The organism is Lysinibacillus canaveralius (genome assembly GCF_047301505.1).
Classification (GTDB): Bacteria; Bacillota; Bacilli; order Bacillales_A; family Planococcaceae; genus Lysinibacillus_B.
Genome location: NZ_CP154840.1, coordinates 3,458,996 through 3,472,805, shown reverse-complemented (window position 1 = coordinate 3,472,805; position 13,810 = coordinate 3,458,996). Strand labels below are relative to the sequence as shown.

The following is a 13,810-nucleotide window of genomic DNA, read 5'->3' as shown; positions in this document are numbered from 1 at the left end:
GGGTGACTTTCTTTTTTGTGTGATAAGAATAAGGGTGATCATTTTATACGCTCCGTACACCAATCTCCCCGAAGTTAACAACCGTATAACCAGGCACCTCGCTCAGGAATTGCTTCAATAAATAGTTGTGGGCTACACCGCATAAAACTAACACTTTTGCAGATGTCTCCTTTAAACTTCTTCGAATGTTCTGAGCCATTTTCAAATTGCGGTAGTACCAGTAATTCGCTACCCATTCAAAGGCATTTGCATCGTTCAGCATCATAAGGTCCACGTAGATATCATGGTCCTTTTTAATCTGCGTCTCGCTGTTCAGGAGTTGAAAGATTTCAATGATGCTCTTTTCTTTCATTGCAGTAGATAAAAACTGCATTTGGGCATCCGCCTTTTCCATAATACGATGGAATCCTGCATCAGAAGATAAGTCATCTATATCAGGGATGTGAGGAAGGGATTCATTCCAATCGACAGCCCATAGTTTCTCATGATGCAGCTTTTTAGCGAGTCGAAAGGCGATTTGCTCTGTTTCGTTATATTGGAGTGTGTGCTTCCCTTGTAGGTAGTGCTGGTATAATGTGTCGAGGCTGCTTTGATAGGTAGCAGGGATTTCCACGAATAGTTGGTCCGGATGATAATCGGCCAATAGATGAACAAATTGTTCAAAATCTTGTTCACTATAAATCGTTTTATCCTCATCCGATAGATAGATAACATCAGCTTTATTATCCAAAGCTATATGCATCGTGCCTAATAACATAATTTCTATAGTCATTTGTTTTCCCCCTTGGTGACGTGAAGTATGATGTATATGATTATACAGTAGTAAACCATTAATGTATATAAATGGAATTAATATTATCGAGGGCGAGCCTGGCTATATATGAAGAAAGGATTAGGTAACTGATTTTTATTTTATTTCCTGGAAGCGAAGTATCCATGTACCGAATGCGCTGTTACCAGCAGCTGCTATGAAATCGGAAAGGAAAGGGCGGCACGCTTTAAGGGGAAGCTTGCGTCACTTTCCCCATGCTGCCGATAGAACACAGGAGAACAACTCTACAAACTATCAAGCGTTGAAGAGAAAAAAGTGCCAAGCACAAGTTGCTTATTGCTAAACAAACGTGCTTGGCACTTATATTTTTTAGTATGCAGAAAAAGAAAACGCCTTTCGTTCATCAATTCTTTCAGTTAAAACAGCTTCGATTTTTGGATCATAGCCGAGGTAGTTGCACAGCACATACTTGCGCTTGGATATAGCCGCTGCCGATTTGACCGTGGTTTTGATTCCATCCATCAATATCCCCGAAAACAGCAAGTACGGCATGATAAATACTGTATCTGCCTCATGTAGTAGAAGGGGGTGGTCGATCATCTCCTGAAAGCTTGGTTCGGCGGCTGTTAAATAGCAATCCTCTACTCGAATGCCATGAAACCGATTGCTAAGCCGACGTCCGATTTCCTGTAGATCCCGTTTCACATCCTGGTCAGTGGAGCCTCGGCCGACTAATAAAATGAGTGAGTTCTTTGTGATAGGCTGATCTGTTTTTACAATCCTTTCCGCTATCATTTCCACCATGCTTGGATGAACACCAATAGGCTGTCCGTATTGCAGCGTTACATTAGGGTAATGTCTTTGTAATGCCAGTAAAGCCCCAGGGATATCTTTTTTCGCATGGACAGCGGTTAAAAGCAGCAGGGGAATTGCTGTTATGGATGTTGCCCCTTGCTCAACACATCGCTGATATGCAGTTTCAATTGTCGGTTCGGCTAATTCCAAAAAGCCGTATTCTTGAATAGTTTCAGAGCGACCCTTCATAAAGCTCCGAACGAAGGAGATAGCTTCTTCGCATGCACGCGGAATGCGGCTTCCATGGCATATATATAAGATAGCCTCCATTTTAAAAGGCTCCCTTCGCAAGCAGTGCTGTGTCGATGGTGGGTTCAAACCAGCTTACCTTGTGATGTAATTTCACCACATCTCCAATGACAATCATACTTGGATTGATGATTTGCTCACGTTCCGCTATTTCTGCAATAGTTTCGAGCGTACCAACGACCGTTTTTTGAGAGGCTAATGTTCCGCAGTGGATAAGTGCTGCCGGGGTATCCGAGTCTTTTCCGTGCAGCAGCAGCTGCCGTCTAATATATGGGAGATTCTTCACGCCCATATAAATGGCCAGAGTATCGATTCCTTTGGCAAGCGCCTCCCATTGGATATTGTCCTCGCCGCCTTCTTTCCGATGCCCTGTTATGAGAGCAAAGGAGGAGCTGTGATGACGGTGGGTAACCGGTATGCCTGCGTAGGCGGGGGCTGCGATACCGGCTGTGATCCCGGGAATTATTTCAAAAGGCACCCCTGCTTGCCGGCAGGCTTCTGCCTCTTCACCGCCGCGCCCGAATACGAATGGATCACCGCCTTTTAACCGGGTAACGATTTTTCCCTTTTTCGCATAGTTAACGAGAAATTTATGAATGGTTTCCTGCTGCATTAAATGGTAATCGGGCAGCTTTCCGCAATTTATTAATTCGGCATCGGGCTTTGCATAATGGAGAAGGTCATTGTTTACTAGACGGTCGTATAGTATCACATCCGCTTTTTGTATACATTTGAGGCCTTTTACTGTAATGAGTTCAACATCTCCAGGACCTGCTCCTACGATATAGACTTTCCCCATTCTACTCATCCTCCTTGGCTTACTTTTTTGATCTGGTAATTTCTTTCTAGCACAAGGTCCTTCTTTTCAGTTCGAGCGTACGTTATATATAAGGCAAAGCCTGTAAATACAAAGCCTCCGACAAGATTGCCAAACAGCACCGGTACCTGATTCCACAGCAGCCAATCGGCAGTGGAAACATCCGCACCGAGCAGCATGCCTGCAGGGATGACAAACATATTGACGACAGCATGCTCAAATCCTTGAGCGAAAAACATGAAAATCGGCAGCCACATTGCTGCAATCTTGCCGATGGTCGATTGGGAGGTCATGGCCATGACGACGCCGAGCGTTACCATCCAGTTGCACAATAGCGCTTTTACGAAGACGACGAGCAAACCGGAGGAACCGAGCACTGAATAAGCCAACGTTTTCGCCTCGGCCACTGCGATGATTTTATCCGTCACGGCCAGCCCTGAAATCGTTCCTAAATGTGTAGCGGAAATAACGTATAAAACAGCATACAGGGCGGCGCCGAGCAGGTGGCCGGTAATTACCCAAAACCAGTTTTGCATCATTTGCTTTACGGTCGCTTTCTTTTCGAATACAGCGAGCGGAAGCAAAATGAAGTTTCCTGTGACAAGCTCCAGCCCAAGAAGTGTAATGATGACAAAACAGGCAGGAAAGAAAAGTGCGCCTATAATGCCAAGCTGGGTCTGCATTTCTGCAGTGAATGCTAAAGTGGTGCCAAAGCCGAGAAGCGCCCCCGCTAAACCACCCCTTATTAATAAATCATGAACAGGAAGCTGTGCTTTATCGGCCCCTGCTTGAATCATATTTTGTACAACTTGACCTGGCTTTACATATGACATCAACATCTCCCCATTCGTTCCTCTTATTCTCCCGAGACTCCTTTTATTTGAGTAAATGCTGGTTCAGGAGCCTCGGCTATCACGACCTGCAAGAACAAGCGGCAGTTGGCTTTTTCGAATACACCGCATTTACTCATGAATGAGCGCGGTAATGTGAGTTATTTGGCAAAATAATATATACATCATCGGCTTCGACTTCTATTTGAAATGTTTTGACGCATCCATGGTCCGGTTCCTGTACTTTTCCGCTTGTCACATCGATTTTCCAGTCATGCATTGGGCAGAAAACGTACTGGCCGCTTACAATCCCTTCCACGAGCACACCGCCTTTATGTGGACACCGGTTTTCGATAGCACGAATCTCCCCGTTCAGTAAATGAAATACCGCAATTTCAAGGGACCCGATCTGGACTGTTTTTCCGAAGTCTCTTGGCAGTTCATTCATCGATAGCACTTTAATCCGATTCAATGTTTTTTCCATAAAGGTTTCCTCCGAGCTGGTTTAGTTTGTCGATACAGGAACCGTAACCTTCTTATAAAGCTCGGTTACTATTCTTTCATTGTTCACAATATGGCTCCATGGCTCCTTTTGGACAGATATAGCTTCGTCCAGACGCTCATTCAGCTCATCGCGTTGCCTTTTATCCTCAAGTACTGTCCTGATTGTATCGAGGCCGAGACGCTCTACCCATACCGATGTTCTTTCAAGGTATACACCCGTTTCGCGGTAGTACTGGAAATAAGCGCTGGCATATTCGATGACTTCGTCGCTTGTTTTGACTTTGCACAATAGATCTGCGGCCCGAAGGTGTGTACCGCCGTTCCCGCCGACGTACAGTTCCCATCCGCCATCTACGCCGACAATCCCAAAATCTTTAATCCCCGACTCGGCACAGTTGCGGGGACAGGCGGAGACCGCCATTTTAAATTTATGAGGGGTTGCTACACGTTCCAGTTTTTTCTCTAACGCAATCCCTAGACCGATGGAATCCTGCGTGCCGAAACGGCAGAAGCTTTCACCGACACAGGTCTTGACTGTACGGAGCGTCTTGCCGTATGCATAGCCGGATGGCATATCGAGTTCCGCCCATACCTTTGGCAAGTCTTCTTTTTCGATCCCGAACATATCAATCCGCTGGCCGCCCGTCACCTTCAGTAATTGTACGTTGTATTTATCTGCGACATCCGCTATTTTCCGCAGTTGTTCCGGGTTGGTCACACCGCCATACATTCTTGGGACAACGGAGAATGTACCATTTTTCTGTATATTTGCGTGAAGGCGCTCGTTGACAAAGCGTGACTGCGCTTCATCCTGATATTCAAGAGGGTGGACCATCCCGATATAGTAATTCAATGCCGTTCTGCATTTTGAACAGCCATCACTTGTTTTCCATCCTAAAACATGCATCACTTCACGGGTATGCATGAGTTTCTTTTCGCGGATTTCGGCAATCACTTCATCTCTGGAAAGTGTCGTACAGCCGCAAATCGTTTCTTTTACAGCTGCTGCATCGAATTCGGCGCCGAGTGTATGCTGCAGCAATTCAGCAACGAGCGGTTTACAGCCCCCGCAGGAACGGGAAGCACTTGTGCAGGCTTTTATCCCGTCGACTGTCGTGCAGCCTTTCTCGTGAATCGCCTGCACAACCGCTCCCTTTGAGACGCCGTTGCAGCCGCAAATAATTTCATCGGCCGCCATGTCTGCTACTAAACTTTCACCTGTATCGGCACCCGATTGTAAAATTGATACTTTCGTTGTGCCCCCGATATCCTCCTGTTTGGTAATCATGGAAAACAGCCGGCTTCCATCGCTGCTGTCACCGTAGAGGACGGCACCTACCAGGCGGTTTTCGCGCAGTACCATTTTTTTGTACACCCCGTCTTGCTCGTCGAACACTTTAATCGCCTTTTTGCCATCGCCCTCGATGAAATCTCCCGCTGAAAACACTTCCACCCCGGATACCTTCAATTGCGTAGATAGGATGGAGCCTTTGTAAGGATCCGTGGCACCATGACATAATTGTTTCGCCAATACTTTGCCTTGTTCGAATAAAGGAGCTACCAATCCGTAGGCGATGCCGTTATGTTCCGCACATTCTCCGACTGCATAGATATTTGGTGAGCTCGTTTGTAAGTAGTCATCGACAACAATTCCTCGGTTGACGGCAATTCCTGCCTCCCGGGCCAATAGACAGTTCGGTCTGATACCGGCGGCCATGACGACCAAATCCGTCTCTAATTGTGTACCGTCTGTAAACGTAATCCCTTTTACACGCTCTCCACCGAGAATTTCCTTCGTATGTTTTTCCAATAAAAATTTTACACCCTGCTGGGATAGCTCCTTCTCCAACAGCTTGCCGGCCGTCTGATCGAGCTGGCGTTCCATTAAAAACGAGCCTATGTGAATGACGGTCACGTCCATTCCTAGATCCAGCAGGCCGCGTGCAGCCTCCAGCCCGAGCAGGCCTCCGCCTATAACTGTCGCTTTTTTATATGTTTTCGAAGCCTCTATCATGGTGTGGGTATCTTTAATATCCCTGAATGCAATCACTCCATTAAGATCAGCTCCCTTTACCGGGAGAATAAACGGTAAGGAACCAGTGGCGAAAATGAGCTCGTCATACGGTTCGATTCTTCCTGTATCCGTCATTACCACTTTTCGTCCGGGATCTACCTTGACAACTGTCTCCCCGGAGTGAAGGGTGATGTTATTGCTTTCGTACCAGTCCCAATCATTTAAGGTGATATCCTCTATATTCGTATCGCCTTGCAGCACTTTTGATAAAAGAATCCGATTGTAATTTGGGTGCGGTTCTGTACCGAATATCGTGATATCGAAGGAATCGCTTGAAAGTTTTAGGATTTCTTCAATCGTTCTCACGCCTGCCATACCATTTCCAATAAGAACCAGTTTGCTTTTCGCCATAAAGTATTCCCCCTTAGAGTTATAAAAAGTGACAATAATAGACCGGTAAATTCATGATGAATTTGTTTGCTGTTTTACATGTTAGATTTTATCACATATAAAATTTCTGTAAAGTGAAAATAATCAGATTTTTATTAAAGTAATGATGGTTCTTCTTGTATGAAAACACTTCCAATATAGATTTAACAAGGGTTCTGGAGGTTCTGGATTTATGTTAGAAAAAGTTACGTGATGTGCTGTTGCTATTACTATGAATTTGAAAATTATCGAATTTAGTGGATAATGAAAATGTAAATATACAGGGAAAGGGGCTAGTTTATGAAAAAGTTAGAAGGCAAGCGCATTGCTATTGTTGCTTCGAGAAAAGTAGAAGAACAAAGCGCGATTGTGAAAAATCTAGGCGGGGAACCGGTTCTCCGGCCTGCACAAGGAACTGTTTTCCTCAGTGATACAGCAGATATAGAGGCCGGGATTACAAAAGTGATGGAAGGATATTTCGACTGGGTCATCCTCACAACCGGGGTAGGGCTGGAGACGCTTGTGAAAATTTCCCGGAAGATGGGAGCGGAAGAAGCCTTTCTTGCAGCTTTACGAAATGTGAAAATCGCCGCTCGCGGATATAAAACAGTCAATATGCTGAAAAAGCTTGATTTAACGGCCGAAGTGCGTGATACCGACGGCAGTACAGCAGGGTTAGTGCAGGCTTTAACCGCTCATGATCTGAAAAATGCCCGCGTGGCGCTTCAGCTTCACGGCGACCCTGCCCCGCTGCTTGTCGAGTGGCTGCAGAAGCAGGAAGCTGCATTTCATGAAATTCTGCCGTACAAACACATTCCGCCGGAAACAGAAGTGTTGAAGCAGCTTCTTCAAGACATACTGGCGGGACAGGTGGACGCTGTAAGTTTTACAAGCACCCCGCAAGCACGCTTCCTGTTCGCCTATGCAAAAGAACAAGGGGTAAAAGATTCGCTGGTTGCTGCGTTTGAGACAAACGTAATAGCCTTGTCCGTGGGTAAAGTAACGGCCCAAGCTTTACGGGAAGAAGGAGTGGCACGCATCATCATTCCTGAAAACGAACGAATGGGCAGTGCTTTAATGACTCTAGCAAAATATTATGATGAGCATAGGAATACGGCGGAAGTGCAAAAGCCTTAAAAGGAGGCTTGCTTACTTAAGCGGGGCGGCCTTATTGACCGGAACAGGCCAGGGTTTTCCTGCATCACATATATAACGGAATTAATTTAGCATGGGGTAATGTGGTTGTCCACATCACCCCTCTTTTTTGGTTTGGGGCATGTCACTTGGCTGCTTGATACCTGATTGCAGCAGCAGGAGTAAAGGCCTAGTTACCTATTATGTTTTCTGCACCCGCTGACGGTACCGATAAGGCGTCTGATGATGAGCCTGCTTGAACAGTTTAATGAAATAGTTGGCGTCGGAAAAGCCAGCAAGTGCAGCAACTTCCGTAATGGGGAAGTTTGTTTCCCGCAGAAGTTTTTCAGCGTGCTGCAGGCGGTATTGCTGCACATATTTCTTGAAGGGGACACCCTGCTTTTTAGAAAAATGAGCGCTTAAATACGTACTGCTAATACCGAGATGCTCAGCGACAGTTGTCAATGATACATCCGGGTCCGCATAGTGAAGCTGGATGTAATCGACCGCAAGCTCGGATAGGTCGGCAAATGTATGCTGTTTGGCGCTTTGGACGGATTGCATCAGTGCCTGGATAAAGAAAATCATTTCCTGGAGAATTTCGTACAGAATGGGATTTTCCAAAATGATATGGAACAGCTTTCTATATTGTGATTCAAGCCGTGCGTGCTGCTGGAGATGATATTTCAGCATATATCGCCGGATTTGCGCGAGCACGCTTGTCAGATGAATGCGTACGTCATCCTGGTGGTAATGGACATCAGGCAGTGTTAACGTATAAAAGAATGATTTAATATCTGGTATGTTTTGATCCTCCAGTGCCTTGATCCAGAACTGCTGTTGTTCTGGAGATAACAAGGGATCAAGGTGTGAGATGTCGATTTGCTCGGAGCTGAAGAAAATTTGATTATAGCCTTTATAAAAACGCTGATTGAGTGCGCGTTTTGTTTCCTCATACATATGGCGCAGTGCCGCTGATTCTCCATCATAAATAGAAATATTCAACATGCCGCTATACCGTGTCTGCCATTCCTGCATCAGCAGCTGGCAGTGTTTTTTTACTGCATCTAAAGAGTCCGTGTGGGCCACGCAAATAATTCGTTTATGCAATGGAACAAGTGTAAATTCCTCGAGTAAAAAGGACTGGGAAAGCCATCGGTAGAGTGTAAGGTTTTCCTCGAATTTCGCCGGTTCCACCAGAAAAAACTGCTGCTGTGACCGGTTGATAATTTTCGGATCATTTAAGTAGAGGGACAAATATACATCAGTTTCCGGCAGTACAGAAGAGGGGGGAATCGTTTCCTTCTTTGGGCGAATGGATAAAAGGATTGCTTTTAAAGATTCCAATGCAACCGGCTTTGTAAATAATTGGACTGCCTGCAGCTCGATGGCAAGCTGAGCATGCTGAAAAATCGGCTGAGCTGTTACCGCAATGATGATCACCGGCTTTGATAGCAGTAACTGTTTAACTGTAGGTGTAATCAACGCCATATTGGCAATGACAACATGAATTTGCTCCTGCTGCAGGATGGTTACGGCTTCAGATGCAGAATGTGCCTCACGCATCGTTAATTGCTTTGCTGCATAATTGTTTAAATACCATTTGATCCCATTAATTTCTTCTATATCTCTCTCTAAAAATAATATCTCCATTGTTTACTATCATCCTCATAAAATTTCTATATCTAAAATAATTGCTATTTTCATATGATAAAAAGCATCTGTAAATAAAATAATACGATAAATACGTTAATTATTCCATTTATTCTGAAAACTTAAAGCGTTTACAATGAAAACACACAAGGGGGGATAATGATGGCAAATGTTCCGCAGGAAATATCGCATGCACCAAAAGAGAAGCAAGATATAAAAGTCATTGCCAAAATGCTGATCTGTAGTGTTATCGGTATATTCAGCTTTTTTGTTTCGTTTGAATGGGGTGGGAAAAGCACAATCCTGATTGACCACATCGTAACATGGGTGCAAACAACCTTCCCGACAATTGTAACGGTGTATATTTTCATTGGATTAATCGCTGGTACGGCTCATCCATTTATCACGGGTAAGTGGAAGGTTTCAAAGGTGAATGTCATCCTGTCAGTATTTAAAGTTTTTGGATTGGCGGCAGGAGTGATGCTGATTTTCGGTTTTGGTCCCGCATGGCTCATGAATCCAGATATCGGGCCATATTTAATGGATAAGCTCATTAAGCCACTTGGGGTGCTTATTCCAATCGGTTCGCTGTTTTTAGCACTGCTTGTCAGCTACGGCCTTTTAGAATTCATCGGGGCATTAACACAGCCGATTATGAAGCCGGTATTTAAAACGCCGGGCCGCTCAGCTGTAGATGCTGTGGCGTCATTTGTCGGAAGTTATTCAGTTGGTCTTGTACTGACGAACCGCCTCTACAATGAGGGCAGATATACAGCGAAGGAAGCAGCAATTATTGCAACAGGCTTCTCTACGGTATCTGCGACGTTCATGGTCATTATTGCGAAGACGCTCGGTATTATGGAATATTGGAATTTATTCTTTTGGGTATCGCTTGTCGTTACATTCATCGTCACGGCCATTACTGCCAGAATATATCCTTTACGTACGATGAAGGACGACTATATGGAAGGCGTGACCCCGCAGCCGGAAAAGGTCATCACGAAGGACCGGTTAAAGACGGCATGGGTAGAAGCCAAGGAAGCGGTTGAAAAGACACCTTCGCTTGGAAAGAACCTATGGGTGAACTTAAGAGACGGTATGTTCATGACGATGGCACTTATTCCTTCTATTCTATCAATCGGGTTACTGGGCTTGGTTTTAGTAACGTATACGCCTGTTTTTGATTGGGTAGCGTATATTTTCGCTCCATTCACATATTTACTTCAATTGCCGGAGCCAATGCTGACAGCTAAGGCGCTGGCGGTTTCGATTGCTGAAGTATTTCTGCCTGCATTGGTCGTGACGGAAGCGATGTTAGTGACGAAGTTTATTGTCGCTGTTGTATCGATTTCATCTGTTCTGTTTTTATCCGCGGTTATTCCGCTGATCTTGTCGACAGATATTCCGATTACATTGCGTCAGATGATCATCATTTGGTTCGAGCGTGTCGTTTTGACATTGATTTTAGTGACACCTATTGCATTTATACTATTTTAAAGGGAGAGATCGTTTATGTTACAAACACGTACAATTCGCGCACCGAGAGGGTCTGAGCTGACTTGTAAAGGTTGGACGCAGGAGGCAGCGATGCGCATGCTGATGAATAATCTGGATCCGGAGGTAGCGGAAAATCCAGACGAACTAGTTGTTTACGGCGGTATCGGGCGTGCAGCCCGTAACTGGGAAAGCTTTGATAAAATGATTGAGACGTTAAAGAAACTTGAAAATGATGAGACGATGCTCGTACAGTCCGGAAAGCCGGTTGCTGTCTTTAAAACACACGAGCATGCACCACGTGTACTTATTGCAAACTCAAACCTTGTTCCTGCATGGGCGAATTGGGATCACTTCTATGAGCTGGAAGAGCGCAATTTGATGATGTACGGGCAGATGACGGCTGGCAGCTGGATTTATATTGGGGCACAGGGGATATTGCAAGGGACATATTTAAGCTTTGTGGAAGCCGGTAAGAAAAAGTTCGGTTCTGCTGACCTGCGCGGCAAATTTATCCTTACAGGCGGAATGGGCGGTATGAGCGGTGCCCAGCCGCTAGCAGGAAAAATGGCGGGGGCTGTTATTCTCGTCGTCGAGGTAGACCGTGCACGCATTGAGCGGAAAATAAAAGAAGGGTACTGTGACTATCTTGTTGAGACCGTGGATGAAGCAATCGAGCTCGTTAATAAACTAACAACGGCGAAAGAGCCTGCTTCTATCGGGCTTGTAGGAAACTGTGCGGATGTCAACCGTGAGCTGTTGAACCGCGGCATCATTCCTGATTTAGTGACAGACCAGACGAGTGCGCATGATCCGATCAATGGCTATGTTCCAAACGGCATGACGCTTGAGGAAGCATTGGCACTGCGTTCGAAGGATCCGAAAACATATGAGCAAAAAGCAAAGGAAGCGATGGCAGAGCACGTACGTACAATGCTTGAATTCCAGGAAGCAGGAGCGGAAACATTCGATTACGGCAATAATATCCGCGCTTATGCAAAGGAAATGGGTGTCGAAAATGCCTTTGATTTCCCTGGCTTTGTCCCAGCTTACATCCGCCCGCTGTTCTGCGAAGGAAAGGGGCCATTCCGCTGGGCGGCATTATCGGGTGATCCGGAGGACATCTATAAAACAGACGCGCTGGCAAAGGAAATGTTTGCTGATGATGAAGGCCTTGTTAACTGGATTGAGATGGCACAGAAAATGGTGAAATGGCAGGGACTGCCTGCACGAATTTGCTGGCTGGGCTATGGGGATCGTCATCGTTTTGCGCTGCGTGTGAATGAAATGGTAGCAAAAGGGGAATTAAAAGCTCCAATCGTATTTGGGCGAGATCATCTGGATTCGGGTTCGGTTGCTTCTCCTAACCGTGAGACCGAAAGCATGAAGGACGGTTCGGATGCAGTATCCGATTGGCCGCTGCTTAATGCTCTTGTTAATACGGCTGGCGGTGCCAGCTGGGTGAGCATTCATCACGGAGGCGGAGTAGGCATGGGCTACTCCCAGCATGCGGGCCAAGTATTGGTGGCAGATGGTACAGAGATGGCTGCTGAAAAAATCAACCGTGTACTCGTATCAGATCCAGGAATGGGCGTCGTTCGCCACGCAGACGCCGGCTACGAACTTGCAATTAAGACAGCAAAGGAAAAAGGCGTGCATATGCCGATGCTGGAAGGATGATGGATATGCTACTTATTCAAAATGCAAATGAAGTGCTGACATTACAAAGTGATACGAAAGGGCCTCGCACACGTGGTGCCATGAGCAATCTTGGCGTAATCGAAAATGCCAGTGTATTAGTCGAGGGCGACCGTATTGCAGCAGTCGGGCCATTAGCGGCGCTTGAAGAGCAATACGGCGAAAAGGTGAAAAAGGCAAGGAAGATTGATGCAGCGGGCAAGATTGTCATGCCGGGTCTTATTGACTGTCATACCCACCTCGTGCATGGAGGTACCCGTGAACATGAGCTGAATATGCGATTGGCTGGAAAAACATATATGGAAATCATGAATGCTGGCGGCGGTATTCATTACACAACGACAAAAACAAGGGAAGCAAGCTTTGAGTCGCTATATGAAAAAACAAGCAAGCATTTGGATCGGTTCCTGCAATACGGTGTAACGACAGTAGAGGCGAAATCAGGTTACGGGCTTGATTGGGAAACGGAGAAAAAACAGTTGGAAGTGGCGAAAAAGCTGCAGGAAACACATCCTGTTGATGTCGTCTCGACATTTATGGGAGCCCATGCGGTGCCTAAGGAATATAAGGGAAATGAAGATGCCTTTGTTGATATTGTGATTGAAGAAATGCTGCCTAAAGTTGCAGAATTGGGGCTTGCTGAGTTCAATGATGTATTTTGTGAAAAGGGTGTTTTCACACCTGACCAGTCCCGAAGAATTTTAGAAGCCGGAAAACGCTGCGGGCTGACGCCAAAAATCCACGCTGATGAAATCGAACCTTATGAGGGAGCGGAGCTTGCGGCGGAAGTGGAAGCCATTTCAGCAGAACACCTTCTTGTTGCATCCGATACAGGTATTGAAAAAATGGCAGAAGCGGGTACGATTGCTGTCCTTCTTCCGGGAACGGCTTTCTTTTTACGAGCGCCGTTTGCACGTGGGAGACTCATGATTGACCGCGGTGTGCCGGTTGCCATCTCAACAGACTTCAACCCGGGCTCATCCCCGACAATCAGCCTGCCGTTCATTCAAAACCTGGCATGCATGAATATGGGGATGACGATGGAGGAAGTACTTTGTGCTACGACGATCAATGCGGCCTATGCAATTAACCGCGGCGATGAAATCGGAACAATCGAGACAGGAAAAAAGGCAGATCTTCTTATATTAGATGTGCCGAATTATAAACAGCTGCAATATTTTTACGGAATGAACCATACAGATACGGTCGTGAAGGCCGGGGAAGTGGTCGTTGCAGGCGGATTATTATGTACGTCTGGGACTACGTGATATAAAGAGGGAAAGAAAAATTAATAGCGATAGATTTAGATGCTCGAACGGAATAAAGCCGTTCGAGTATTTTTATGAAGACAGGGACCCATT

11 protein-coding genes are annotated in these 13,810 nt (G+C 45.8%); 4 read left to right on the top strand and 7 right to left on the bottom strand.

What is annotated here, in order from left to right; genetic code table 11:
* Window positions 1-43 precede the first annotated feature (43 nt).
* The 6 genes from AA0Y26_RS17590 to nirB form a co-directional block, all read right to left on the bottom strand.
* A complete protein-coding gene (locus AA0Y26_RS17590; protein WP_413363341.1) occupies window positions 44-772 on the bottom strand; it encodes a DUF5694 domain-containing protein in 729 nt (242 codons plus the stop codon).
* 369 nt (window positions 773-1,141) lie between these two features.
* Window positions 1,142-1,897 carry a sirohydrochlorin chelatase gene (locus tag AA0Y26_RS17585; RefSeq protein WP_413363340.1) on the bottom strand — a complete coding sequence of 252 codons (756 nt, stop codon included), beginning with the start codon at window positions 1,895-1,897 and terminating at the stop codon, window positions 1,142-1,144.
* Window position 1,898: 1 nt separating this feature from the next.
* Entirely contained in the window at window positions 1,899-2,675 is a 777-nt protein-coding gene (gene cobA / locus AA0Y26_RS17580; RefSeq protein ID WP_413363339.1) for a uroporphyrinogen-III C-methyltransferase, read from the bottom strand.
* Between the two features lie 5 nt (window positions 2,676-2,680).
* Window positions 2,681-3,526, bottom strand: a complete 846-nt coding sequence (locus AA0Y26_RS17575) for a formate/nitrite transporter family protein (RefSeq protein ID WP_413363338.1) — start codon at window positions 3,524-3,526, stop codon at window positions 2,681-2,683.
* A gap of 133 nt (window positions 3,527-3,659) precedes the next feature.
* Complete coding sequence (nirD, locus tag AA0Y26_RS17570; RefSeq protein WP_413363337.1) at window positions 3,660-4,007, bottom strand: nitrite reductase small subunit NirD; 348 nt, start codon at window positions 4,005-4,007, stop codon at window positions 3,660-3,662.
* Window positions 4,008-4,028: 21 nt separating this feature from the next.
* The gene (nirB, locus tag AA0Y26_RS17565; protein WP_413363336.1) at window positions 4,029-6,452 is read right to left on the bottom strand and encodes a nitrite reductase large subunit NirB; all 2,424 of its coding nucleotides are present in this window, start codon (window positions 6,450-6,452) and stop codon (window positions 4,029-4,031) included.
* Between the two features lie 318 nt (window positions 6,453-6,770).
* On the opposite strand from nirB, the gene AA0Y26_RS17560 reads away from it, so the two are divergent.
* Entirely contained in the window at window positions 6,771-7,607 is an 837-nt protein-coding gene (locus AA0Y26_RS17560; protein ID WP_413363335.1) for a uroporphyrinogen-III synthase, read from the top strand.
* Window positions 7,608-7,805: 198 nt separating this feature from the next.
* Here the strand turns inward: AA0Y26_RS17560 and AA0Y26_RS17555 are convergent, their stop codons facing one another.
* On the bottom strand, window positions 7,806-9,257 hold the full coding sequence (locus tag AA0Y26_RS17555; RefSeq protein ID WP_413363334.1) for a helix-turn-helix domain-containing protein: 1,452 nt from the start codon (window positions 9,255-9,257) through the stop codon (window positions 7,806-7,808).
* A gap of 162 nt (window positions 9,258-9,419) precedes the next feature.
* On the opposite strand from AA0Y26_RS17555, the gene AA0Y26_RS17550 reads away from it, so the two are divergent.
* Genes AA0Y26_RS17550 through hutI form a run of 3 tightly spaced genes read left to right on the top strand, consistent with a single transcriptional unit; the run spans window position 9,420 to window position 13,717 of the window.
* Window positions 9,420-10,754, top strand: a complete 1,335-nt coding sequence (locus AA0Y26_RS17550; RefSeq protein ID WP_413368283.1) for a YjiH family protein — start codon at window positions 9,420-9,422, stop codon at window positions 10,752-10,754.
* Between the two features lie 15 nt (window positions 10,755-10,769).
* A complete protein-coding gene (hutU, locus tag AA0Y26_RS17545; RefSeq protein WP_413363333.1) occupies window positions 10,770-12,431 on the top strand; it encodes a urocanate hydratase in 1,662 nt (553 codons plus the stop codon).
* Entirely contained in the window at window positions 12,431-13,717 is a 1,287-nt protein-coding gene (hutI, locus tag AA0Y26_RS17540; RefSeq protein ID WP_413368281.1) for an imidazolonepropionase, read from the top strand. Before hutU ends, hutI begins: the two co-directional genes overlap by 1 nt.
* Window positions 13,718-13,810 lie beyond the last annotated feature (93 nt).